At 61.1% G+C, this 23,949-nt stretch carries 21 protein-coding genes; 5 read left to right on the forward strand and 16 right to left on the reverse strand.

Going from position 1 to position 23,949, the window contains the following annotated elements:
* Nucleotides 1–293: 293 nt before the first annotated feature.
* The 5 genes from tkt to pgl all read left to right on the forward strand — a co-directional run bounded on the left by tkt (nt 294) and on the right by pgl (nt 6,952).
* A complete protein-coding gene (gene tkt, locus HMPREF2604_RS10605) occupies nt 294–2,369 on the forward strand; it encodes a transketolase (RefSeq protein ID WP_210384686.1) in 2,076 nt (691 codons plus the stop codon).
* A gap of 44 nt (nt 2,370–2,413) precedes the next feature.
* Nucleotides 2,414–3,502 carry a transaldolase gene (gene tal, locus HMPREF2604_RS10610; RefSeq protein ID WP_070524280.1) on the forward strand — a complete coding sequence of 363 codons (1,089 nt, stop codon included), beginning with the start codon at nt 2,414–2,416 and terminating at the stop codon, nt 3,500–3,502.
* Between the two features lie 130 nt (nt 3,503–3,632).
* Nucleotides 3,633–5,165 (forward strand): glucose-6-phosphate dehydrogenase, encoded by a 1,533-nt coding sequence (zwf, locus tag HMPREF2604_RS10615; RefSeq protein WP_083299248.1) that lies wholly within the window; start codon nt 3,633–3,635, stop codon nt 5,163–5,165.
* A gap of 21 nt (nt 5,166–5,186) precedes the next feature.
* Nucleotides 5,187–6,119, forward strand: coding sequence for a glucose-6-phosphate dehydrogenase assembly protein OpcA (locus tag HMPREF2604_RS10620; protein WP_070524283.1), 933 nt, complete (start codon nt 5,187–5,189; stop codon nt 6,117–6,119).
* A 71-nt stretch (nt 6,120–6,190) separates the two neighbouring features.
* On the forward strand, nt 6,191–6,952 hold the full coding sequence (pgl, locus tag HMPREF2604_RS10625; protein ID WP_070524285.1) for a 6-phosphogluconolactonase: 762 nt from the start codon (nt 6,191–6,193) through the stop codon (nt 6,950–6,952).
* A 108-nt stretch (nt 6,953–7,060) separates the two neighbouring features.
* Here the strand turns inward: pgl and secG are convergent, their stop codons facing one another.
* From secG to fmt, 16 genes are all read right to left on the reverse strand, one after another.
* Nucleotides 7,061–7,294, reverse strand: coding sequence for a preprotein translocase subunit SecG (secG, locus tag HMPREF2604_RS10630; protein ID WP_070524288.1), 234 nt, complete (start codon nt 7,292–7,294; stop codon nt 7,061–7,063).
* 186 nt (nt 7,295–7,480) lie between these two features.
* Entirely contained in the window at nt 7,481–8,260 is a 780-nt protein-coding gene (tpiA, locus tag HMPREF2604_RS10635) for a triose-phosphate isomerase (RefSeq protein ID WP_070524290.1), read from the reverse strand.
* A gap of 42 nt (nt 8,261–8,302) precedes the next feature.
* Nucleotides 8,303–9,520, reverse strand: coding sequence for a phosphoglycerate kinase (pgk, locus tag HMPREF2604_RS10640; protein ID WP_070524292.1), 1,218 nt, complete (start codon nt 9,518–9,520; stop codon nt 8,303–8,305).
* Nucleotides 9,521–9,757: 237 nt separating this feature from the next.
* The gene (gene gap / locus HMPREF2604_RS10645) at nt 9,758–10,765 is read right to left on the reverse strand and encodes a type I glyceraldehyde-3-phosphate dehydrogenase (RefSeq protein ID WP_070524294.1); all 1,008 of its coding nucleotides are present in this window, start codon (nt 10,763–10,765) and stop codon (nt 9,758–9,760) included.
* 482 nt (nt 10,766–11,247) lie between these two features.
* On the reverse strand, nt 11,248–12,237 hold the full coding sequence (gene whiA / locus HMPREF2604_RS10650; protein ID WP_070524296.1) for a DNA-binding protein WhiA: 990 nt from the start codon (nt 12,235–12,237) through the stop codon (nt 11,248–11,250).
* A gap of 165 nt (nt 12,238–12,402) precedes the next feature.
* A complete protein-coding gene (yvcK, locus tag HMPREF2604_RS10655; RefSeq protein WP_070524298.1) occupies nt 12,403–13,401 on the reverse strand; it encodes a gluconeogenesis factor YvcK family protein in 999 nt (332 codons plus the stop codon).
* 76 nt (nt 13,402–13,477) lie between these two features.
* Complete coding sequence (gene rapZ, locus HMPREF2604_RS10660; RefSeq protein ID WP_070524299.1) at nt 13,478–14,359, reverse strand: RNase adapter RapZ; 882 nt, start codon at nt 14,357–14,359, stop codon at nt 13,478–13,480.
* Between the two features lie 38 nt (nt 14,360–14,397).
* Nucleotides 14,398–16,452 (reverse strand): excinuclease ABC subunit UvrC, encoded by a 2,055-nt coding sequence (gene uvrC, locus HMPREF2604_RS10665; protein ID WP_070524301.1) that lies wholly within the window; start codon nt 16,450–16,452, stop codon nt 14,398–14,400.
* Nucleotides 16,452–17,075, reverse strand: coding sequence for a PH domain-containing protein (locus HMPREF2604_RS10670; protein ID WP_070524303.1), 624 nt, complete (start codon nt 17,073–17,075; stop codon nt 16,452–16,454). Before HMPREF2604_RS10670 ends, uvrC begins: the two co-directional genes overlap by 1 nt.
* 83 nt (nt 17,076–17,158) lie before the next feature.
* Nucleotides 17,159–17,641, reverse strand: coding sequence for a 6,7-dimethyl-8-ribityllumazine synthase (ribH, locus tag HMPREF2604_RS10675; protein WP_070524305.1), 483 nt, complete (start codon nt 17,639–17,641; stop codon nt 17,159–17,161).
* A 42-nt stretch (nt 17,642–17,683) separates the two neighbouring features.
* Nucleotides 17,684–18,946, reverse strand: coding sequence for a bifunctional 3,4-dihydroxy-2-butanone-4-phosphate synthase/GTP cyclohydrolase II (locus HMPREF2604_RS10680; protein ID WP_070524307.1), 1,263 nt, complete (start codon nt 18,944–18,946; stop codon nt 17,684–17,686).
* A gap of 11 nt (nt 18,947–18,957) precedes the next feature.
* Nucleotides 18,958–19,596 (reverse strand): riboflavin synthase, encoded by a 639-nt coding sequence (locus HMPREF2604_RS10685; protein ID WP_070565342.1) that lies wholly within the window; start codon nt 19,594–19,596, stop codon nt 18,958–18,960.
* A gap of 18 nt (nt 19,597–19,614) precedes the next feature.
* Nucleotides 19,615–20,640, reverse strand: a complete 1,026-nt coding sequence (ribD, locus tag HMPREF2604_RS10690) for a bifunctional diaminohydroxyphosphoribosylaminopyrimidine deaminase/5-amino-6-(5-phosphoribosylamino)uracil reductase RibD (RefSeq protein WP_083299249.1) — start codon at nt 20,638–20,640, stop codon at nt 19,615–19,617.
* Complete coding sequence (gene rpe, locus HMPREF2604_RS10695) at nt 20,637–21,314, reverse strand: ribulose-phosphate 3-epimerase (RefSeq protein ID WP_070565344.1); 678 nt, start codon at nt 21,312–21,314, stop codon at nt 20,637–20,639. Before rpe ends, ribD begins: the two co-directional genes overlap by 4 nt.
* Nucleotides 21,315–21,342: 28 nt before the next feature.
* Nucleotides 21,343–22,917 carry an RsmB/NOP family class I SAM-dependent RNA methyltransferase gene (locus HMPREF2604_RS10700; protein ID WP_070524312.1) on the reverse strand — a complete coding sequence of 525 codons (1,575 nt, stop codon included), beginning with the start codon at nt 22,915–22,917 and terminating at the stop codon, nt 21,343–21,345.
* Nucleotides 22,914–23,912 carry a methionyl-tRNA formyltransferase gene (gene fmt / locus HMPREF2604_RS10705; RefSeq protein ID WP_070565346.1) on the reverse strand — a complete coding sequence of 333 codons (999 nt, stop codon included), beginning with the start codon at nt 23,910–23,912 and terminating at the stop codon, nt 22,914–22,916. The genes HMPREF2604_RS10700 and fmt overlap by 4 nt, the downstream gene beginning before the upstream one ends.
* Nucleotides 23,913–23,949 lie beyond the last annotated feature (37 nt).

Genomic DNA, 23,949 nt, shown 5'->3' on the forward strand with positions numbered 1-23,949 from the left:
GTATGGCTTATAGGTCTGAAGTAGTGGTCGTCTGCTCGCGCTAAAAAGTTCCCGAGATATCCCGAGAGCTGTGTGGCACGGTCGAGGTTTCCTCTTCGAAGCACTCGCCAGCCAGATCCGAAAGCGGGGAGCAACGGCGTCAACCATGCCAGACTACCGCCCGAAACCTGGTTTATATAATCCCCCGCCGAAGATCGAAAAACCTTTACACTGATTAACGGTATATCTGTTTCCAGAAGCGAAGTGAGGTTTTCGCCGTGTCGCACGAAAAGTTGTCCCCGGAACTGCAGGCTATGGTTCAGCGCCGTTATCCTTCGGACTGGAGTGACCTCGACACCCGCGCCGTGGATACCGTCCGCGTGCTCGCTGCCGATGCCGTTCAGAACTGCGGCTCCGGCCACCCCGGTACCGCCATGTCCTTGGCGCCTCTGGCCTACACGCTCTACCAGCGCGTGCTCAACCATGACCCAGCCGATGTTCACTGGGCGGGGCGCGACCGCTTTGTCCTCTCAGTGGGGCACTCTTCTCTGACGCAGTATATCCAGCTCTTCCTCGGCGGCTTCGGCCTCGAGATGGAGGATCTCAAGTCTTTGCGCACGTGGGGTTCTAAGACTCCCGGCCACCCGGAGGTTCACCACACCGACGGCGTAGAAATCACCACCGGCCCGCTGGGCCAGGGCCTGGCTTCCGCGGTTGGTATGGCCATGGCCGCGCGCAAGGAGCGTGGATTGTTCGACGCTTCCGCCCCGGCTGGCGAATCTCCTTTCGATCACTATGTCTATGTCATCGCCTCTGACGGTGACCTGCAGGAGGGCGTGACTGCTGAGGCCTCCTCCTTGGCAGGTACTCAGAAGCTGGGCAACCTTATCGTCTTCTGGGATGACAACCGCATCTCCATCGAGGATGACACCAACATTGCCTTCAACGAGGACGTCGCCAAGCGCTACGAGGCTTATGGCTGGCACGTGCAGACCGTGGAGTCCGGTGAGGACGTCGAAGCCATCGAAGCGGCCGCTGCTGCTGCCCGCGCCGAGACCTCTCGGCCTTCCTTCATCCGTGTGAAGACGGTCATCGGCTACCCGGCACCGAACAAGATGAACACCGGTGGCGTCCACGGCGCCGCCCTCGGTGAGGATGAAGTCGCCGCCACCAAGGAAATCCTCGGGTTCGATCCCACACAGTCCTTCCACATCGACGAGGAAGTCCTCGCTCACACCCGTGAGCTGACTGCCCGCGGTGCACAGAAGCACGCCGAATGGCAGGAGAAGTTCGACGCATGGGCTGCGGCCCACCCGGAGGAAAAGAAGCTCTTCGACCGCCTCCAGGCCCGGGAACTTCCGGCTGACTTCGCCGCTGACCTTCCTACCTGGGAGGCAGGCGAATCTCTGGCCACTCGCAAGGCCTCTGAGGCCGCTATCCAAGCGCTCGCAGCCTCCCTGCCGGAGATGTGGGGCGGCTCCGCCGACCTGGCGGGTTCCAACAACACAGTCATCAAGGGTGCGGATTCCTTCGGCCCGGAGTCCATCACCACGGGCGCCTGGACGGCCACGCCTTACGGCCGCAACCTGCACTTCGGTATTCGTGAGCACGCCATGTCCGCAATCATGAATGGCATCGCGCTGCATGGTAATACCCGCGTTTACGGCGGTACCTTCCTCATCTTCTCCGAGTACCAGTACCCTGCCGTCCGCCTCGGTGCGCTCATGTCTACTGATACCTACTACGTGTGGACCCACGACTCGATTGGTCTGGGTGAGGACGGCCCCACCCACCAGCCGGTGGAGACGCTCTCTGCCCTCCGTGCCATCCCCAACCTCTCCGTCATCCGCCCGGCCGATGCCAATGAGACTGCCCAGGCATGGGCAGCGGCACTCGAATACAAGGCAGCGCCGAAGGGTTTGGCGCTGTCCCGACAGAACCTGCCCGTGCTCGAGGGCACCAAGGAGAAGGCCGCCGAAGGTGTTCGCCGCGGCGCCTACGTCCTCGTTGAAGCATCGAAGGAAACCCCGGACGTCATTCTCCTCGCCACCGGTTCCGAGGTTCAGCTCGCGGTAGAAGCCGCCAAGCAGCTCGAGGCTGAAGGCACGGCAACGCGCGTTGTCTCCGCTCCGTGCCTGGAGTGGTTCGACGAGCAGGACGCCTCCTACCGCGAATCGGTCCTTCCCTCCTCGGTCCGCGCTCGCGTCTCCGTGGAGGCTGGCATCTCGATGCCGTGGCACAAGTACACCGGTACTTTCGGCCGCACTGTATCCCTGGAACACTTCGGTGCCTCCGCACCGGCGGCGGAGCTCTTTGAGAAGTTCGGCTTCACCGCCGACGCTGTTGCCGACGCCGCCCGCGAATCACTGAACGCTGCCAAGGAAAGCTAGTTTCCCGTTCCGAGTTCTCACCACGAAAGGATCTGCACAACACCATGACGCATATTGAAGAATTGGCTCGCCTCGGGACGTCGACCTGGCTAGACGATCTTTCCCGCGAGCGCCTAGACTCCGGCAATCTTCGTGAGCTCTTGGACACCAAGTCCATCGTGGGCGTCACCACGAACCCAGCAATCTTTGCCGCGGCAATGTCCTCCGGCACCTCCTATGACACCGACATCGCAGCGCTGAAGGAAAAGTCCGCTACCGCGGATGAGGCAGTGTACTCGCTGGCAATCGACGACGTCCGCAACGCATGCGATATCTTCACTGAGATTTACGAGAAGTCGGGCGGGCGCGACGGCCGCGTCTCCATCGAGGTTGATCCACGCATCTCCGCCGATGCAGACGCAACCTTGAAGCAGGCGCGCGAATTGTGGGCCAAAGTTGACCGCCCCAACCTCATGATCAAGATTCCGGCTACGGAAGGCTCCCTCCCAGCCATCACCGAGGCGCTTGCGGAAGGTATCTCCGTCAACGTCACCCTGATCTTCTCCGTAGAGCGTTATGCCCACGTCATCGCTGCGTACAAGGAGGGAATCAAACGCGCTGCCGAGGCTGGAAAGGACGTCTCCACGATTCATTCCGTGGCATCCTTCTTCGTCTCCCGCCTGGATACCGAAGTGGACAAGCGCCTCGAGCTGATCAGCACTGAAGAAGCCCTCGCACTGCGCGGAAAGGCCGGGGTTGCCAACGCCCAGCGTGCCTATGCTCTGTTCCTCAAGGAATTCAAGGAGGCAGGCGCACACCTGCCGGCTGGTGCACACCCACAGCGCCCCCTGTGGGCGTCGACGGGCGTCAAGAACCCCGACTACCCCGCCACACTGTACGTCTCCGAGCTAGCTGGCCCAGATACCGTCAACACGATGCCGGAAAAAACCATCGATGCTGTTCTCGAACAGGGCAACCTGCACGGCGACGCTCTCAGTGACTCTGCTGAGCAGGCAGAGAACGTGTGGTCACAGCTGAAGGCAGTCGGCATCGACTTCGACGATGTTTTTGCTGTGTTGGAGAAGGAGGGCGTCGACAAGTTCGTCAACGCCTGGGAGGAATTGCTTGCCTCCATGACCGACCGCCTCTCCTAATCGAACGCGAATTCTTGACCGCCTACAATCGCCGCGCGCACCGCAAACGGCCATGCAACTATGGTCGGCGGGGCGCGTGTCGCTATGCTGGGCTGTTGGACTTACCTCACACAGACCGAAAGGACACTTAGTGAGCACTAGCAGCGCGTGGGTCAACCCGTTGCGCAACTCGAAGGATAAGCGCCTGCCACGCATCGCCGGCCCCTCTGGCATGGTGATTTTCGGCGTCACGGGTGACTTGGCGCGCAAGAAGCTCCTCCCCGCCATCTACGACTTGGCCAACCGCGGATTGCTTCCTGCAGGCTTCACTTTGGTCGGCTACGGCCGTCGCGACTGGGACAAGCAGGCATTCTGTGACTATGTCCGCGAGGCCGCCGAAGCAGGTGCGCGAACCACCTTCAACGAGCATGTGTGGGAGCACCTTGCCAAGGGAATCGAGTTTGTGCAGGGCAACTTCGATGACGCCGGCTTTGACAAGCTTTCTGCGCGGCTGGCGGAGCTCAATGACTCCCGCGGCACGGGTGGAAACTGGGCCTACTATCTTTCGGTACCGCCGGAGTTTTTCTCCGATATTTGCCACCAGCTTGAGCGCGTCGGTATGGCCGATAGCACGGATAATTCCTGGCGCCGCGTCATCATTGAAAAGCCATTCGGACACGATCAGGCTTCCGCGCGCGAGCTCAACGAGATTGTCAACGCCGTCTTTCCTGAGTCCTCGGTTTTCCGCATCGACCACTACCTGGGCAAGGAAACGGTCCAAAACATCATGGCCCTGCGCTTTGCCAACCAGATTTTCGAGCCAATGTGGAATGCGCATTACATCGATCACGTGCAGATCACGATGGCTGAGGACATCGGGCTGGGCGGGCGTGCCGGCTATTATGACGGCATCGGCGCCGCGCGCGACGTCATCCAAAACCACCTCCTCCAATTGCTTGCTCTCGTAGCAATGGAAGAGCCCTCCTCCTTCGACCCCGAGGCTCTTCAGGCGGAAAAGATTAAGGTGCTGCGAGCCACCAACGCCGTGCATCCGCTGAACAAGACCACTGCCCGTGGCCAATACTCCGCCGGCTGGCAAGGATCGCAATATGTCAAAGGCCTCCGGGAGGAAGAGGGTTTTGATCCGGAGTCCACGACGGAAACCTATGCAGCCTGCACTCTTGAGGTCAATTCCCGCCGCTGGGCGGGTGTTCCTTTCTACCTGCGCACTGGCAAGCGTCTCGGCCGCCGCGTGACTGAAATTGCGCTCGTCTTTAAGACAGCACCCCACCAGCCGTTTGATCAAGGCCAAGCTGAGGCTCTAGGCCAGAATGCCGTGGTGATCCGCGTTCAGCCAGATGAGGGCGTCACCATGCGTTTTGGTTCCAAAGTCCCCGGATCCACGATGGAGGTCCGCGATGTCAACATGGACTTCGCGTATGCCGAGGCCTTTACGGAGGAGTCTCCCGAGGCCTATGAGCGCCTGATTCTCGACGCCCTCCTTGACGAGTCCTCCCTCTTCCCCACCAATGAAGAGGTTGAGCTGTCTTGGTCCATCCTCGATCCCATCATTGAATACTGGTCCAACATTGGTCAGCCGGAACAATACCGCGCCGGCACGTGGGGACCGGAGTCTGCCGATAAAATGCTGCGCCGCCGGGGACATTCCTGGCGTCGTCCGTAGGTCCCTAGGAGGAATGGCTTAATGATTATCCCCTTGCCCGATACGACTACGCGCAAGATCTCCAAGAAGCTCGTGGAGATGCAGGAGCATTACACGCTCACGACAGGCCGCGTCCTCACCCTCATCGTCATGACTGAGGAAGGCGATGACCTAGACAACCTTCTCGCCTCGGTTCGTGATGCCTCCCACGAGCACCCTTCTCGCGTCATCGTGATTGCCACGGGTTCCTTGGAGGAAGAGACGCGGCTCGACGCCGAACTGCGCGTGGGCGGCGAAGCGGGCGCTTCCGAAATCGTCGTGATGCACCTGCACGGCGCGCTAGCGGACCAAGCGGAGTCCGCGGTTACTCCCCTTCTCCTTCCCGATACCCCAATCGTGGCATGGTGGCCCACCGCGTGCCCACCGTCACCAGCCGCGGTGCCCATCGGCGCACTCGCCCAACGCCGCATTACGAACGTGGCTTTCGGCAGCGGCGTTGACCAGTATGACCTGCACGTGTTGTCTTCGGGCTACACGCCTGGTGATTCCGACATGTCGTGGGGCGCTATTACCCTGTGGCGTGGCATCGTAGCCTCGGCGCTTGACCGTCACCCCCATGAGCCGGTCATTTCCGTCGAAATTTCTGGTGCTGAGCACCACGCTGCAGTCGACTTTGCAGCTGGCTGGCTTCTCGACGCCCTCTCCGTCCCCGTCACCCGCACCGTCTCGGACTGCACCGCGGGTCCTTTCCCGATCTCCTCGGTAGTCTTCCGCCGCCCCACTGCAGATGTCAGCGTGACCGTTGTCGATTCCGAGACGGTCAGGGTCAGCGTTCCCGGCTCCCCAGAGTCCCTCGTAAGCCTCACCGTACGTTCCGAAGCGGAAGTACTCTCAGAGGAACTCCGCCACCTCGACGCAGATAAGACATACGCCCATTCTCTCCGCGCTTTAGCTCGAGTGGACTACAGTGTGTAGTCGTAAACTTTTCTTTTTCACCTAGACCCCTAGACCCCTAGACACAGCATTCACAAGGATCTTTCTGCACTATGGTCACGCTTCGCCGCGTTAGCGACATCGATGAGCTCATATCCTCCGCCGCACTCGCCTTTATTGAGACGGTTGCGGCGGTTCAAGCCCCGGGCGGAGGCCTTCACAAAGACGGAGTAGCCCGCGTAGTCCTCACCGGTGGCGGTGCAGGCATTGGTGTCTTGCGCGAATTGGCTCGCCTTGCTCACGCCGCCCAGCAGCAAGGAACCGACTTCCCTGCCCTCTCGGTGGACTGGACGCGAGTCCATGTCTTCTTCGGCGACGAGCGCAACGTGCCGGTCAGTGATCCTGATTCCAACGAGGGCCAAGCCCGCGAAGCACTCCTGAGCCAGGTCGCCGTTCCCGAGCGCCATATCCACGGCTATGACTTGGGCGCCGTGTCCATGGAACACGCCGCCCAGGCTTACGAAGGCGAGATTCGTGAATTCGCACCTGAGGGTTTTGATCTGCATCTCCTCGGCATGGGACACGAAGGCCATATCAATTCCCTCTTCCCGCATTCGGAGGCAGTCTACGAGGACTCGGACTATGCATTCGCTGTCCACGATTCCCCGAAGCCGCCTTCGGAGCGTGTCACGCTAACCTATCCCGCGATCAACCGCTCCCAGCGCATTTGGTTCCTTGTCTCCGGAGAAGAAAAAGCCGAGGCGGTATCACACCTTGTTGCTGGCGCTGCCGCAGAAGACTGGCCGGCCGCTGGCGCCCAGGGAGCGGAAGAGACCCTGCTTTTCGTGAGCGAAGACGCCGCGCAGAAGCTCTAACAACGCGTGCGCCCGGGCCGAGAAAACCTATAACGCCGCGTGTCCCCCTCGACGTGAGGAGGCACGCGGCGTTAATCGTGTCCGGAGCCGGAGGCTCGTCAGCGGCCTTTAGCTATAAGCCTGCAGCAGGTTCAGGGCTACGATGCAGGCGAGCCAGATGACCACCATGACCACGGTATAGCGGTCGAGGTTCTTTTCCACCACGGTGGAACCAGACAGGTTGGACTGTACGCCGCCGCCAAAGAGGCTGGACAGGCCGCCGCCCTTACCTTTGTGCAGCAGCACGAAGATAGACATCAAGATTGCGGCAATCACGAGGATGATTTCCAGTGCCAAGATCATGAAATAGTTCCTTGTTGTACGCGTTCAAACGGTTAGTGTGGCGCGTGAAGGTGTGCATCACTTTCACGCTGGAAAAGGGGCGCCAGCGAACGGGCGCAATAAACCTTGATGATACACCACGTGGCGGGCCAGAAACCATTCCGACCCGCCACGACAGAGTGGTGCAGATGCGATCAGCTGGAAGAACTAAGCGCCCTGTGCAGCGTTAGCCGCCAACTTGGCAAACTCCTCGCCCTTCAGGGATGCACCGCCGACGAGGCCGCCGTCTACATCAGGCTTGCCCACGATCTCTGCGATGGAGTCGACCTTGACGGAACCACCGTAGAGAATGCGGATGCCTTCGGCCACTTCATCGCCACCCAGCTCGCGAATGAGCTCACGGATAGCGGCGCACACTTCCTGTGCGTCATCAGCGGAGGCAACCTTGCCGGTGCCGATTGCCCACACGGGCTCGTATGCGATGACGGTCTTGGCAAGATCCTCTGCGGCAAGCCCCTGCAGGGAGTTGCGCGTCTGGGTGACCACGTAGTCGACGTGGGTGCCAGCCTCGCGCACGTTGAGGGGTTCGCCGACGCACACAATCGGGCTGATTCCGTTAGCCAGTGCCGCTGCAGCCTTTTCCGCAACGAGCTGGTCGGTCTCGCCATGGTACTGACGGCGCTCGGAGTGGCCTACGACTGCCCACGAGCAGCCCAAGGCGGACAGCATCTTGCCGGATACTTCACCGGTGTAGGCGCCAGACTCGTGCTTGGAAATATCCTGTGCGCCATAGGTGAACTGGAGGTCGTCGCCGTCGACAAGCGTTTGCACAGTGCGGATATCAGTGAACGGGACCATGAAGGCCACGTCGACCTTTTCGTAGTAGTCCTTCGGCAGGGAGAAGGCGAACTTCTGCAGGGAGCTGATGGCTTCCTTGTGGTCGAGGTTCATCTTCCAGTTACCAGCAATTAGCGGGATACGTGCCATGATTAGCCTTTCTAGATCAGACTGTGTTGACGGTGTATATGACTAGGATTCCAGGACCTTAACGCCCGGCAGCTCCTTGCCCTCCAGGAACTCCAAGGAAGCGCCGCCGCCCGTGGAAATGTGGGAGAAGCCTTCTTCGTCGAGGCCGAGGAGGCGGACGGAGGCTGCGGAGTCGCCACCGCCAACGACGGTGAAGGAGCCGTTCTTCGCGGTGGCGTCGATGATGGACTGAGCGACACCTGCGGTGCCCTTGGAGAAGGCCTCCATCTCGAACACGCCCATCGGGCCGTTCCAGAAGACGGTCTTGGAGGAAGCGATGACCTCGTCGAACTTCTTTACAGACTCCGGTCCAATATCGAGGGACATCCAGCCCTCCGGAATTCCGTCGAGTGCAACGACCTTGTTCTCTGCGTCAGCGTTGAACTCGGTTGCAGCAACGAGGTCGACCGGCAGGACGATCTTGTCGCCGAAGCGCTCGAGCAGCTCCTTGCAGTTGTCGATCTGGTCTTCTTGCAGCAGGGAATTCTGAACGTTGTAGCCCTTTGCAGCCAGGAGCGTGTAGCACATGCCGCCGCCGATGATGACCTTGTCGGCCTTGCCAGCAAGGGCTTCGATCACACCGAGCTTGTCGGAAACCTTAGCGCCGCCGAGTACGACAACATACGGGTGCTCAGGCTTCTCAGCCACTGCTGCGAGGGTCTCCACTTCCTTCTGAACCAGCTTGCCGGCGTAGGCAGGCAGGCGCTTGGCGACGTCATACACCGAAGCCTGTGCGCGGTGGACGACGCCAAAGCCATCAGAAACGAAGGCGCCATTATCCGCAGCGAGTGCAACGAGCTCATCGGCAAAGGCCCCACGCTCGGCCTCGTCCTTGGAGGTTTCGCGAGGATCGAAGCGAACATTCTCGAGCAGCAGGACATCGCCATCATTGAGGCCGTTGGCGCGCTCATGGGCATCCTCACCGCTGACGTCGCCGGCCAGGGCAACGTACTGGCCCAGGGCCTCAGACAGTGCCTCAGCAACCGGTGCCAGGGAGTACTTCGGGTTGACCTCGCCCTTCGGGCGACCCAGATGCGCGGACAGGATGACCTTGGCTCCGCCTTCGATCAATGCCTTGATAGTCGGCAACGAGGCGGTGATACGGCCAGAGTCGGTGATGTTTCCCTCGTCATCGAGCGGAACGTTGAAGTCCGAACGAACAAGGATGTGACGGCCGGAAACGCCTTCTGCGAGCAAGTCGTCCACAGTCTTGAAAGCCATAGTGTTCTCCTTAAAGGTAGGTATTCAAGCTAAAGGTTAATGCTATTCAATTAGAAAGTGTGGTGAACGCCTAGCACGGCGGGTTCGGGGCGCCGTGTGCGTTCTGGATAGACGAATAACGGCCCAGCGCACGCCACGTAATCATGAGGCATGGCGCATGGGCCGGTTTTCTAACCTGTGGTGCTACCGCAGGCAATCACAGCTTGGTTCACTGTGCTCATTCTAAGAATCGAGTCCTTAGAGCTTGGAGGCAACCAAGGAGGTGGTGCGGACGAGCTGGTTGGTGTAGCCCCACTCGTTGTCGTACCAGCCGAGTACCTTGACCAAGTTGCCGTTGGAGACCTTGGTCATGCCGGCATCGAAGATGCAGCCGTGCGGGTCAGTGATGATGTCAGTGGAGACAATCGGGTCCTCGGTGTAGCCCAGGGTCTCACCGAATTCGCCGGTGGCAGCTTCCTTGATGGCAGCGTTGATCTCCTCGGCGGTAACCTCGCGGGAAGCCTCGAAGGTCAGGTCGGTGGCGGAACCGGTGATGGTCGGAACGCGCATTGCGTAGCCGTCCAGCTTGCCCTCGAGCTCCGGCAGAACCAGAGCGACAGCCTTAGCAGCACCGGTGGAGGTCGGAACCATGTTCACGGCGGCGGCGCGGGCGCGGCGCAGGTCGCGGTGCGGAGCGTCCTGCAGGCGCTGGTCACCGGTGTAGGAGTGAACGGTGGTCATGAGGCCCTTCTCAATGCCGAACTTGTCGTTGAGGACCTTTGCCATCGGAGCCAGGCAGTTGGTGGTGCAGGAAGCAGCGGAGATGACATTGTGCTTCTCAGCATCGTACTTGTCGGAGTTGACGCCGTAGACGAAGGTGCCGTCAACGTTCTTGCCCGGTGCGGAGATGATGACCTTCTTGGCACCGGCCTCGATGTGAGCCTTGGCAGCCTCACCGTCGGTGAAGAAGCCGGTGGACTCGATGACGATGTCAACGTTGTGCTCAGACCACTTCAGGTTCTTCGGGTCACGCTCTGCGGAGACAGCGATGCGGTGACCGTTGACAGTGATGGACTCCTCGTCGTGCTCGATGGTGCCGTCGAAGCGGCCCAGCACGGAGTCGTACTTAAGCAGGTTGGCAAGGGTGCCGTTGTCAGTCAGGTCATTGACGGCTACGACCTCGAGGTCGGTGTTGCCCTGTGCAACTGCACGGAAGAAGTTACGGCCGATACGGCCAAATCCGTTGATACCTACGCGAATGGTCACTGTAATGTCTCCTCAAATAATCGAGTGAAGTTCTGTTGTGGGGCTTCCGAGACTCTGTCTTTAACGGCAGTGCGGTAAACCGCTTCCGCGGGACCGTTGCTCTGCCACTTCCGTGACGTGCTCGGTGGTTTTCCCAACACGGCCGATAGTACCGACCCATTGTGCTTCCCGCAGTGAGCATGTGAGCTCCTGTTGCAAGCTCTCGCATGGCGGCACAAAGAGGCGTACACTAGTGAGGCTTCAAACGGGGATGGTGGGGTACCAAAGTTCAGACACCTGCGGTAATGCCCGATTATGTGGGATTGTGTGGGGTGCCGGAATTGTAGGGTGGGATATCTCACTTAACCGGAAAAGAGCGGGTTAACCCAAAAACAGTACTGGCATTCAAACCATAAAAAATGCCCCAGAAGAGCCTTTCAGTGCCCGAACGGGCACCCACGACTCTGTCTGGGGCAAGGATTGGAAACTAAGACGTTTGGATTCTAGGACTCCTCAAAGAGATCCTCAGTCACCGCTTTCGTCGTATCCGGTACACCAAGTTCCTTGGCGCGCTTATCCGCCATGGACAATAAGCGGCGAATACGCCCAGCCACCGCGTCCTTGGTCATCGGCGGATCTGCCAATCGCCCGAGTTCTTCCAAGGAGGCTTCGCGGTGCTGCACACGTAGACGGCCAGCATCAGCCAAGTGCTCCGGCACGTCATCACCCAAGATCACCATGGCACGCTCGACGCGGGCCGCAGCGGTTACTGCCGCTCGCGCGGAACGGCGCAAGTTGGCATCGTCAAAGTTGTCGAGGCGGCGAGAGGTGTCGTGAGCCTCTCGCTGGATGCGCTTCTTTTCCCACGTCAGGCGAGTCTCCTGAGCGCCCATACGGGTCAGCAACGCGCCAATGGCGTCGCCATCGCGCACCACGACGCGGTCGGCGCCGCGTGTTTCCTTGGTCTTCGCCACCACGCCCAAACGGCGCGCGCAGCCCACGAGGGCGAGAGCCGCCTCCTGGCACGGACACGTCACCTCGAGCGCTGAAGAGCGGCCCGGCTCTGTCAATGATCCTTGAGCCAAGAAGGCTCCACGCCACGCCGCTTCATTATCAGCAACAGAACCTGAAATGACCTGCGGTGGCAGGCCCACCACGGGGTGTCCGGAACGAGTTACCAAACCCAGCCGCCTCGTAAGCTCCTTGGCCCCGGAGGTGATTCGCACTTGCACTCTACTCTTCTTAGAGGATGCAGCGGGACCCGCCACATGGGTGCTCGCCGCGATTGAGTACAGCTCATCGAGCGCAGTGACCAAACGATTGGCCACGCTCTGGGATTCCAATTCGACCTCGTACCTCACTCGATCCCCGGTGATGTGGAGGTCACCGGCAAACCTGAGAATTGCGGCAACCTCCGCCGCACGAGCGGACTGGCGCGGTACGGACACCGCCGTAAGCTCTTCCTTGACCTGCTCGGTCAACGACGCAGACACCTCGTGCCTCCCCTTTCGACTCTTGACACAGTGCACCGCGAACGTCGGCAGTAGCGCAGTACGACGCAACCTGACCTCACTCTGGAAGGCACGCAACGCGTCGCGCCGCGCTTGTGCGCTATGACGTAGCAGTGAACAATGAATGCCCCATAGTCTATCGTGCGCCTAGCCCCGATGAGTGCCCGGGGCACCCGCCGTCGCCCCACGTTCGGCAGCGTACTCGGAATACAGTTCGGTGAGAACTTGCGCTAGCTTGTCTGGACAGTGTTTGTTCAGCGAGTTCCCGTCAGCGTCCGTCTGACAGACATCCCGAAATACTGCGCTGGCGCCGAGCACACTAGCAGCGCGCTGCACAAAGACTCGCTCCGATTCATTGGGGAGACCGGTGCCGTCGACGATGACTTTGTCGACCCGCAGGTTTGGCGCATGCTGCGCTAGCACGTGCAGGTGGCGCTCCGCAGAAAACCCCTGGGTCTCCCCTGGTTCGGCGGAAAGATTGAGCACCACCACGCGAAGGGCATCCGACGACGTTATAGCGTTGACGATGTCTGGAACGAGAACGTGCGGGAGCACGGAGCTAAACCACGAGCCGGGGCCCAAGGTGATCAAATCCGCGTCGTGCAGCGCAGCGATCGTTTCCGGGTTAGCTTCCGGCTTCTCCGGGATAATGCGCACGCGGCGCACCTGCCCCACAGTTGAGGCAACGGCCACCTGGCCGCGCACGGAGCGCATGATACGGGGGTCGTCGTCAAGCCCGGAAACATCCGCCTCAATCTCGAGCGGTAGATTTACGGCCGGCAGCACCCGTCCGGCCGACTCCGTCAAACGCGCAACGGCATCGAGCGCCGCCTGGAAGTCCCCCAACACCTCGTTGAGTCCGGCGATAAGGAGATTGCCCACAGCGTGCCCAGCCATGGCACCAGTGCTCTGGAATCGATGCTGCAAAGTAGAAGCCCACAGCTGTCCTTCTTCCGAATCGCTCGACAGAGCTGCAAGGGCCATGCGCAAATCACCAGGCGGGATTATGTCCATCTCACGGCGCAACCGGCCGGAGGAACCGCCATCATCGGCCACGGTAACAATGGCGGAGATTGTCTCCGCGCCCGTACGGCGTGCGGCCAGCAGAGTTTGATACAGCCCATGGCCGCCGCCCAGGCTAGCCATGTGGATAGGGAGAGTCGTCACGGGAACACTAGCTTTCAACTATTCAGGTAGGGAATGAATATGTATCTTATCGCACCTAATCGCGAGAAATATCTCGGTGCAACGTGCTCACATCGAGGTCACCGCGGTCCCTGAGGCGGCGGGCGATTTCTTCCGTAACGGCCACCGAGCGATGGTGCCCACCGGTACAACCGATGCCCACGGTGATGAAGTTCTTCCCCTCATGGCGGTAGCCGGTGAGCATCGAGTCAAACATGGTGATGAACCGCTCGATAAAGGGCTCAGCCGCCTCTTGAGACAAGACATAATCCGCAACCGGCTCGTCGGTGCCACGGTACCCCCGCAGCTCAGGTACCCAATAGGGATTGGGAAGAAACCGAACATCAACGACAAGGTCCGCGTCACGCGGGGAGCCATGCTTGAAGCCGAAGGACTCAAGCGTGACGTGTTGCTTCTCATGACCCATTTCGCCGAAGGATGCTTCGATAGCGCGCCGCAGATCATGGACGGACAGGTTGGTCGTATCGATGATGATGTCCGCGCGCTCGCGAATTGATTGCACCGCTGCGCGCTCTCGTTGGATGCCTGCTTTGAGGGTTTCACCCTCCTGCATCGGGTGGGTACGACGCACCGAATCGAAGCGACGGATGAGCACATCATCGCGCGCATCGAGGAAAAGCAAGGTGGGCTTCATGTCCAGCTTTTCGAGTTCCTCCAAGGTTTCCGCTAAAGAACCCGGAAACATTCGGGAACGCACATCGGTCACCGCGGCAATCTTTGTCACCGGGGAATCGGGCCGAGCGCACAGCCTCAGCAGGTCGACGATAGACTTCGGCGGAATGTTGTGGGCTACGTAATAGCCCTTATCCTCCAGCACTTTAGCCGCCGACGTCAGGCCACCGCCTGACATGCCCGTGATCAAAATGGGTGGGGAGTCTAACAGCGTCATGACTTCCATTCTTACCATCTGATCACGAGGCAAGGAGGGAATCCTGCTTAGGAATCCTGGAGATGATCAAATACCGTCTGCGCCAGCTTCGGGCCAAACCCCTTCACCGCAGCAATCTCCTCCACGCTGGCCTCTTTGAGCTTCTTCACTGAGCCGAAGTGCTTCACCAGATCGGTGCGCCGCTGCGGCCCCAATCCCGGTACCGCATCGAGTACGGACGAGCGCATCCGCTTCGACCGCTGCTGTCGGTGGTACGTAATAGCTACGCGGTGCGCCTCATCGCGGAGGTGCTGAAGAAGATATAGCGCCTGCGAATTACGCGGCAGAATCACCGGCTCATCATCGCCCGGGACCCACACTTCTTCCAGGCGCTTGGCCAGGCCGATGAGTGTCACATCGACGATGCCGAGCTCGTCGAACACCGCCTGCGCCGCCGCCACCTGCGGTGCGCCACCGTCGACGATGAACAGTTGCGGCGGGTAGGAGCTGCGTTTGGTCTGGCTCGCGGCCTCCTCGCGGACCATTTCTTCAGCGAAGGTGGTGTTCTCCAGCTCCTCGTCCGGAACCGCTCGTTTGTCCTCGTGGTGGTGCTTGAAGCGGCGCCGAGTCACCTCAGCGATAGACCCCACGTCGTTCGAGCGGCCATCGCCCGCCGCCTCCTTGATGCGGTAGCGGCGGTAATCGGACTTGCGCGGTAGCCCATCTTCGAAAACCACCAGGGAGGCCACGACATCGGTGCCCTGAATGTGCGAGATATCCGTGCACTCGATGCGCAGCGGCGCGGAATCCATGTCCAACGCTTCCTGCAGCTCCTGCAGGGCTGCGGATCGGGCAGTAAGGTCTCCGACTCGCTTGAGTTTGTGCTGCCGCAGCTGTTCCTTCGCATTGCGCTCGACGGTCTCCATCAAGGCGCGCTTGTCACCGCGTTGCGGAACCCGCAAGTCAATCTGCGCGCCCCGCAGGTCCTCCAGAACTATCTTCACCTCATCGGCTTCGTCCGGCAGCGTTTGGACCAAGATCTCACGAGGGATGGCGTTTCCCCGATGAACCGCGGTACGGGATTCCTGGTCTACTCCCCTGCGCTCCAGCTTGGCGTCTTCCGCGGCCTCCTGGCGCTGGCGCTCCACGACATCCGAATAGAACTGGATTAAGAAATTCTGGATGAGCGCCGGAAGCCCCGGATCAGGCTGTCCCTCCTCGATTGGCTCCGTGATGGCTTGGTCACCGGAGCGTTCCACCACCCAGCCGCGCTGGCCGCGGATGCGCCCCGCGCGCACGTGAAAGATCTGAACTGCCGCCTCCAACTCGTCAGAGCTAAACGCGATGAGGTCGGCGTCGGTGCCGTCGGAAAGCACCACAGCCTGTTGCTCCATGAGCTTGTCAATCGCGCCGAGATCGTCGCGCAGGCGGGCAGCCAGCTCGAACTCGAGGTTCTCTGAGGCCTCCTCCATTCGCTGCGTTAGTCGCTTGCGCACAGGACCGGTATTGCCGTTCATGAAACTCAGCAGCTGGTTCACCGTCTCACGGTGTTCCTCGGCGCTCACCCTGCCAATGCACGGGGCGTCGCATTTTCCGATATACCCCAACAAACAAGGCCGCCCCAAGCGCTCATGGCGGTTGAATACCCCTTTGGCGCACGTGCGCATGGGGAAAATTCGCGTCAGCAGGTCAAGCGATTCACGCACCGCCCAGGCGTGGGAATAGGGGCCAAAGTAGCGCACACCTTTACGGCGAGGCCCGCGGTAGAAAAACGCTCGCGGGATGGTCTCCCCCACAGATACCGCGAGCATCGGATACGTTTTGTCATCGCGGTACATGACGTTGAAGCGTGGATCGAAGCGCTTAATCCACGTGTACTCCAACTGCAGCGCTTCCACTTCGCTGGCCACCACGGTCCATTCCACCGAAGCCGCAGTGAGGACCATTTGGCGGGTCCGCGGGTGCAGTTGCGTGATGTCTTGAAAGTAGTTCGATAGCCGCGCCCGCAAATTCTTTGCCTTGCCCACATAGATGACGCGGCGATTGTCATCGCGGAACTTATAAACGCCCGGATCCGTGGGGATGCTTCCGGGCGCAGGGCGGTACTCAGAGGGATCAGCCACTAGTCATCCTGCGGCATGTAGCGTGCTTCCAAGTCACGGAAAGAGCGGACCTTGGTGACAATGTCCTGCTTATCGCCCGATTGCAGGGCCCACACCGGAACATATTCAAAGTCAGGAAGTTCGATGCGTGCCATGCGCGAGCCTTCGGGAAAGGACAGACCATAGATGACCTGCCACGGGTAGAAGCGGGTTCCCACAATGTTGCGGATCTCTACGCCATCGGAGTTCGCGCGCAGCCGCGGACGCGTCAGTGCCAACCAAGACAGGATGGAGATAATCACGCCGACGCCGGGGAAGGCAAACTTATCAATCGTCGTCACAGTCGCGCCGGTAAAGGACAAGCCAACCGTGAAGCCCATAAACAGGTGCGCTGCCATCACAAGGATGATCCAGATGATTGCCACCTTGCGCAGATAGGGCGAGGTGGCCTCATACTCCCAGGGCTTGGATGAAGTCTGGGCGAAGGGATCGGCGCTGGTATAAGCCCGCACCTGCTCATCGCTCACGCTCGAGGAACCCCCAGACGCAGCGGGCGCGCCCGGCTGCGAGGATTGGGAGGCCTTGCCAGCGCGGGCTGACCGCGCGCGCTCTTCGTGCGCCGAAGGCACCTGTGGATCAGTCATCGAGTTTCCATCTCCTCATCACTCCGCTAAGACAGGCCACGGGCCTGCGCGATATGCAGATCGCCGTGGTTGCGCTTGGCAGCCTACTTTAGGGTCGACTCGTTCAGTGTACGCAACGTATGCACGGTTTCTAAAGCTGCATGCATAGCCTCCGCGCCTTTATCTTCTGAAGAGTTCTCAAATCCGGCGCGATCGACGGCTTGCTCATAGTCGTTCACCGTCAGGACACCATTTCCTACAGGCGTCGACTCGTCGAGAGCAATGCGCGTCAGTCCCTGCGTGACCGAATCACACACGTAGTCAAAGTGCGGAGTGCCGCCGCGGACGACACAGCCCAGCGCCACGACAGCATCGTGGGTGCGCGCCGCAGCTTGGACCACGACGGGCAGCTCAAGGGCACCGACGACGCGCAACGGAGTGACCTCAGCGCCAGCGGCTTCGGCGGTCTCAAGCGCGCGGCGGTGCAGCTGATCGCAGATCTCGGCGTTCCATGTGGCGGTAACCACGGCGACGCGCAGTCCCTCTCCCGAGACATTGTTCGGGGTTGGCAGGCCTTCCTTGCTCACGGTGTGCTCCTTTGTTTTGTTCTAGAGTTCGGTCTTAATGCTCTAAGAGTGTTTGAGATCCCATTCGGCCACCTGTGGCAGGTCATGGCCCATCCTGTCGCGCTTCGTGCGCAGATAGCTAATGTTTTCGGCCGTGGCGGGTGTCGCCAGGCCGGTGCGGGCAGTGGCGTCAATGCCGAAGCCCTGTAGCCCCTCACCCTTGTGTGGGTTGTTGGTCAAGAGGTTGACGGATTTCACGCCCACATCGCGCAGGATTTGTCCGGCAACGGAGTACTCGCGGGCGTCTTCAGGCAGCCCCTGCTCCACGTTGGCGTCGACGGTGTCCATCCCGTCATCTTGCAAGCGATAGGCCTTGAGCTTGTTCACCAAGCCAATGCCACGCCCTTCCTGTCCGCGAAGGTAGATGACAATGCCACGCCCGGCCGCTTGGACCGCGCGGAGGGATTCCTGCAGCTGCGGGCCGCAGTCACAGCGCTCAGATGCAAAGACATCACCGGTCAGGCACTCAGAGTGCACGCGGACAGGTACGTCTTCCGCACCGGAATAGCTCTCCACGTCACCGACGAAGAGGGCAATGTGCTCGCGCTTGTCGACGCCATTCACATAGCCCACCGCGCGAAACTCGCCGTACTCGGTGGGCAGGCGGGTTTCTACCTCGCGGTGAACCTGTTGCTCATTGTGGCGGCGCCATTCGATGAGCTGCTCGATGGAGATCATCGTGAGCCCATGGGCGTCGGCAAAGCGGCGCAGCTCCGGCGAGCGAGCCATATCCGTGGGGTCTTCTTCGGAAACGATCTCACAGAGCACGCCGGCCGGGCGGAGCCCCGCCAACCGTGCCAGATCGATCGCGGCTTCCGTGTGGCCATCACGCTCGAGCACACCATTCGGGCGGGCAGCCAGCGGGACGACATGGCCCGGGCGCGTAAACTGCGACGGCTCGGAGGAGGGATCAGCCAACTTGCGGATGGTCTCACAGCGCGAGGTAGCGGAGATGCCAGTGGAGCCATTAGCCAGGTCCACGGTGACGGTGTAGGCGGTCTGCCGCACGTCCTGGTTAACCGCCATCATCGGGGGCAAGTTCAGGCGCTTGCAGTCCTCTGGGAGCAAAGGTGCACAAATATATCCGGAGCTATAACGCACCATGAAAGCCACGAGTTCCGGGGTGGCGAGCTCGGCGGCGAAGATGAGATCACCTTCGTTTTCCCGATCTTCATTGTCCACGACGACGACGGCCTTGCCGGCCGCGATGTCGGCGATGGCTTGCTCGACGCTATCTAAACTAAAAGCTGAATCTGCAGCGCTCATAAGGACTAACTCTATCCCTCTGTGCCCGCGGCGTGGGCGTTAGGGTGAACCATTTTCTCAACATACTTTGCAACCACGTCTACCTCGAGGTTTACGCGGGCACCGGGCGCCATCGCACCAAACACGGTATCGCGCAATGTGGTGGGAATGAGAGAGACCTCAAAAAAGCCATCCGCGCCAGGTTTATCTTCATCAGCCGATACCGCGGACACCGTCAGGGACGTTCCTTGGACGGCGATGGATCCCTTCTCCACGACGTATCGGGCGAGCTCCCGCGGCAGGCTAAAACGCAACACTTCCCAGTGCTCCGAGGGGGTGCGGGAAAGCAGCGTGCCGGTGCCGTCGACATGGCCCTGCACGATGTGGCCACCCAAACGAGTCGTTGGGAGCACCGCCCGCTCGAGGTTAACCGCCGAACCCACTTCGAGTTCTCCCAATGAACTACGGTTCAAGGATTCCTTCATAACGTCTGCGATAAAGGTTCCTTCTCCCAGCTCGGCTACTGTCAGGCAGACGCCGTTGACAGCGATGGAATCACCCAACTGCGCATCACTCAGCACGGTGGATGCCGCGATGCCCAAACGGACTGCATCGCCCTGCGGTTCCACGCTATCGACGTGCCCGATTTCTTCTACGAGTCCGGTAAACATAGTCCGTACTCCCCTTTCCTACTTCTCGTTCTTCCGGTATTCCACGAGCAGGTCGGCGCCAAGCTCGGTAACCGCCGCGCGCTGCCACCTCGGAGCCAGCGCCAAGTTCTCGGCCATAGCCCGAGTGAGAACTCCCCTGCCCTGGCCAAGGATGACGTTGCCGATGTATGCCTGAATGCAATCCACGCTGCCCAGTTCCATAAAGCTCGTCGCGAGTCCAGCGCCGCCTTCGACGAGAATGTCGCGCGCGCCGCTGGCGTACAGCTCGGCTAGCGCCTCCTGCGGGGTGGAATAGTGCTCGAAACCTAGCTTTGCCAGATTACTGCTTCCGCCTCGGTCCACGTCCCGGGAGCCGATGACGACGCGCCGCGGCTGCGTTTCACGCAAGGAGCCGTCCCGGTAACGTGCCGTCAACGACGGGTTATCAGCCAGCGCGGTGCCCGTGCCGATGAGGATGGCATCCCTTTTTGACCGGTCGCGGTGCACATGCTCGCGAGCCTGCTCCCCGGTAATCCATTGGCTGCTGCCATCCACTGTGGCGGTAAACCCGTCGAGGCTTTGGGCAAACTTAAGCGTCACGTGCGGCCGGCCCAAGCGCACCGCACCCAACCACCCGGCGAGTGCATCGCTCACGCCGTCCGGCGCCTCAATCTGCCCCACGGCAATGCCGGCGCCGCGCAATGTGGCCGCGCCGCCGCCGGCCTCCGGGGTGGGGTCTGGGTGAAGGAAGTAAACGGCGGCCACAGAGGCATCGATAAGCGCCTGCGCACAGGGCCCAGTACGTCCGGTGTGGTTACAGGGTTCCAAGGTCACGACCGCCGTGCCGCCCCGCGCCTTGTCGCCCGCTTCGCGTAACGCCATGACTTCGGCATGCGGACCGCCCGGGGGCTGGGTTGCGCCGACACCGGCGACGCGGCCGGCGGCATCAAGTATGACTGCTCCTACAGGCGGGTTTGGGCTCGTCGTGCCGCGCACCTTATCGCCGGCCTCCATGGCCACACGCAGCGCCCGCGTGAGAACCGCTGAGTTTAGGTGTGGGATCACAGCGTGGCCAAGCTACGCAGCTCGTCGACGGCCGCTGCCTTGTCTGCTTGTTTGTAAATGGCGGAACCTGCGACGAAAGCATCGCAGCCCGCCTCGGCGGCGGAGCGAATCGTTTCAGCGGAAATGCCACCGTCAATCTCGATGAGGACGTCCAGACCACGCTCGTCGATGGCCGCGCGCAAGGCGCGCACCTTGTCCAGCTGATCCGGCATAAAGCTCTGACCACCAAAGCCCGGCTCAACTGACATAACGAGCACTTCGTCGAAGTGCTCGAGGGCGTCCAGCCAAGGGTCGATCGGCGTGCCCGGCTTAATGGAAAAGCCCGCGCGCACACCTAAATCCCGGATTGTACGCGCGAGGGCGATGGCCGCGTCCTTGTCGGCGACTGCCTCGACGTGGAAGATGATGCAATCGGCGCCGGCCTTGGCGTAGGTTTCTACCCACTTCTCGGGTTCCTCAATCATGAGGTGAACGTCCAGCGTCTGGGGTGTAATCCCGTCTACCGTCGCGGTGATATCCGGGCCAAAAGACAGGTTCGGGACGAAGTGTCCATCCATGATGTCGACGTGGATCCAATCTGCGTTGGCCACGGCGCGGACCTCTTCGCCCAAGCGGGTGAAGTCGGCGGCCAAGATGGACGGGGAAATAATGGGACCAGACGAGAGTGCAGACATGACCTTCAGCCTAGTCCCTCTCGCAGCCTCAGTCCGCTACTCGGCGCAAGACCGCGAAAAACATCGCATCGGCGCCATGGCGGTGCGGCCACATCTGCGCGGACAGCTCGGCGCCAAGGTCCCCCATCTCCGGCAGCACGTCGCGCGCATCCAGTTCTTCGATGTGAATCGCTGATCCCTCTGCGTGCCGTTGCACGGCGGCATCCACGATGCCCCTGGTCTCACGCAGATCCGGCGAGCAAGTCGAGTACACCACGACGCCACCTGGGCGCACCAGCTCCAACGCGGATTCCAGGAGCTCGGTTTGCAGCTGGTTAAGCTCCGCAATATCCGATTCGGCTTTGCGCCAGCGAGCTTCCGGGCGCCGGCGGAGCGCGCCTAGGCCGGAGCAGGGGGCGTCGACCAGCACGCGGTCGAAGCCTGGTTTCAGTCCTGGTGCTCGGCCGTCCGCTTGGTGCACGCGCACAGGCAGGTCCCCCACCGTCTTTTCCACCAAGGTGGCGCGATGCGGGGAGACTTCAACGGCATCGACTGTCGCGCCCTCAATTCGGGCGATGGCCCCCATAAGGGCGGCCTTGCCACCAGGTCCGGCGCACAGATCCAGCCAGCGTCCAGTGTCTTCACCACTGAGCTCGGCTTCCGTTACCGCGCGGGCAATGAGCTGCGAACCTTCGTCCTGGACCGCCGCTAGCCGTTGGCGAACCGGCTCTAGCGAACCAGGATCCCCGTGCTCAAGGTAGACCGCATAGGGAGAATAGCGGCCTTCCTCGCAACCGGTGATCAGGGCGAGTTCTTCGGCGGAGATCTCACCGGGGCGCGCTACCAAGTGCACAACGGGGCGTTGGGAGTCCGCCTCGAGTGCGAGCTCCAGCTCACGCGACTGGTCGGCGCTGAGCGCACCAGTGCCATCGGGTTCCAACACACCCAAGGCACGGCCGAAGGAGCGGGCAATCCACTCCGGATGGGCATGGCGGAAGGCCAAAGCAGCCACCTGACCTTGGGGAGCAAGCTGATCCAACCACGCTTGCGCCGGCGTACGGGTGATGGTGCGCATGATGCCGTTGGCAAAACCTTTAGCCTTGTCCTGACCAACTGCCTCCACGAGGCGCACGGTAGTATCGACCGCCGCGTGTGCCTCAACGCGGGTATAGAGCACCTGGTAGGTTCCCATTCGCAGGGCGGTGAGCACGTCGGGGGCGATAGCGTCGAGGCCACGAGAGGAGCACTCGGCGATGACGGCATCGAGCACGCCCTCGGTCCGCAGCGTGCCATAGGTTAACTCGGTGGCGAAGGCAGCATCGCGGCCACTGAGGCTATTGGCACGTACGGCTTTCGGCAGCGTGAGGTTGGCAAAGGCATCGTCTGCATCCACGCGTTGCAATACTTCGAAAGCCACCGCGCGTGGACGATCCACCCCGCAGCGCTGCGCGGCAGAAACCACCGAGGTCGACGGCGCTGGGCGCCGTGTATCGTGACGCTGACCGCCGCGACGCTCCCTGTTGCCCTTGGCAGTGCGTTTCGCACCGCCGCGTTGCTGCTTCCCACGCGGCGCGCGGTCTGCAGGATCGCCTGACTTGCTGCGGGATCTAAAACCTCCGCTCATGAGAACTTCACCTCATCCTCGCCGCCTTCTACTGACTGCGAAGACTGGTGCGCAAGCCCGCGGCCCCAGTCGGCGGCATTCATCATCTTCTTGCCTGGCGGTTGAATCTTTCCCAAACGAACCGGGGAGCTGCCAGTACCGACCATCACTTCCTTCTTGGACACGTGAACTTCACCCGGCCGCAATGCGGAAAGCGCGGAATGTTCAGTAAGGTCCTCAAGTTCTGTGGGTGGCACAGGTTCTACTGGACCGAGCTTTAAGCGTGACTGCCCCAGCAGGGTCCAAGCACCCGGCCCCGGGGTATGCGCGCGAATGTGGCGATCAACGGCCTCGGCGGGCGCAGTCCAGTCGATGCGGGCATCGTCGGTAGAGATCTTGTGCGCATAAGAGGCTTCACCTACCTGCGGCTGCGGCGCGATGCTGCCGTCTTCCAACCCATCCATGGTCCGCACGAGGAGCTCGCCACCGGCATAGGCCAGCCGCGTCAATAGGTCATCCGCGGTATCGGTGTCTTGGATGTCCTCGTCGATCGTGGCGAGGATGTCCCCAGTGTCCAGGCCTTGGTCGATGCGGAAGGTCGTAGCACCAGTGCGAGAATCCCCAGCCGCAATGGCTGCTTGCACCGGTGCCGCGCCACGCCACGCCGGGAGCAGGGAGAAGTGAAGGTTCACCCAACCGTGCGTCGGAAGGCTCAGCAAGTCCTCGGTGATCAGGTTTCCGTAGGCAACCACGGGGATAGCCTCGGGAGCAATGTCTGCTAGTCGTGCACGCAGGGCATCACCGTCCTCGGTGCCAGGCTTAAGTGTGGTCGGCGTGAGCACCTCGATACCGTGTTTCTCCGCCAGTGCCTTCACCGGACTTGGATGAACGGTGCGGCCACGGCCCCGGCGGGCATCAGGCCGAGTAATGACGGCGGCCACCTCATGGGGTGAGTCAATGAGCTTCTCCAAAGCCACAACTGCGGGCTCCGGGGTTCCGGCAAAAACAATACGCACTGCTAGAGCATGCCTTTCTCGTGTGAGAGTTTCTAAA

Origin of the sequence: Corynebacterium sp. HMSC055A01 (genome assembly GCF_001809405.1) — a bacterium.
Classification (GTDB): domain Bacteria; phylum Actinomycetota; class Actinomycetes; order Mycobacteriales; family Mycobacteriaceae; genus Corynebacterium; species Corynebacterium hesseae.

What these genes read in the sequence shown, in the direction of transcription:
- pgl (WP_070524285.1), top strand. Translation starts at nt 6,191, where the DNA reads ATGGTCACGCTTCGCCGCGTTAGCGACATCGATGAGCTCATATCCTCC.
- yvcK (WP_070524298.1), bottom strand. Translation starts at nt 13,401, where the DNA reads ATGGCTAGCCTGGGCGGCGGCCATGGGCTGTATCAAACTCTGCTGGCC.
- HMPREF2604_RS10700 (WP_070524312.1), bottom strand. Translation starts at nt 22,917, where the DNA reads ATGAGCGGAGGTTTTAGATCCCGCAGCAAGTCAGGCGATCCTGCAGAC.
- rpe (WP_070565344.1), bottom strand. Translation starts at nt 21,314, where the DNA reads ATGTCTGCACTCTCGTCTGGTCCCATTATTTCCCCGTCCATCTTGGCC.
- rapZ (WP_070524299.1), bottom strand. Translation starts at nt 14,359, where the DNA reads ATGGAAGTCATGACGCTGTTAGACTCCCCACCCATTTTGATCACGGGC.
- pgk (WP_070524292.1), bottom strand. Translation starts at nt 9,520, where the DNA reads ATGGCTTTCAAGACTGTGGACGACTTGCTCGCAGAAGGCGTTTCCGGC.
- HMPREF2604_RS10620 (WP_070524283.1), top strand. Translation starts at nt 5,187, where the DNA reads ATGATTATCCCCTTGCCCGATACGACTACGCGCAAGATCTCCAAGAAG.
- tal (WP_070524280.1), top strand. Translation starts at nt 2,414, where the DNA reads ATGACGCATATTGAAGAATTGGCTCGCCTCGGGACGTCGACCTGGCTA.
- HMPREF2604_RS10685 (WP_070565342.1), bottom strand. Translation starts at nt 19,596, where the DNA reads ATGTTTACCGGACTCGTAGAAGAAATCGGGCACGTCGATAGCGTGGAA.
- HMPREF2604_RS10670 (WP_070524303.1), bottom strand. Translation starts at nt 17,075, where the DNA reads ATGACTGATCCACAGGTGCCTTCGGCGCACGAAGAGCGCGCGCGGTCA.
- HMPREF2604_RS10680 (WP_070524307.1), bottom strand. Translation starts at nt 18,946, where the DNA reads ATGAGCGCTGCAGATTCAGCTTTTAGTTTAGATAGCGTCGAGCAAGCC.
- tkt (WP_210384686.1), top strand. Translation starts at nt 294, where the DNA reads ATGGTTCAGCGCCGTTATCCTTCGGACTGGAGTGACCTCGACACCCGC.
- secG (WP_070524288.1), bottom strand. Translation starts at nt 7,294, where the DNA reads ATGATCTTGGCACTGGAAATCATCCTCGTGATTGCCGCAATCTTGATG.
- tpiA (WP_070524290.1), bottom strand. Translation starts at nt 8,260, where the DNA reads ATGGCACGTATCCCGCTAATTGCTGGTAACTGGAAGATGAACCTCGAC.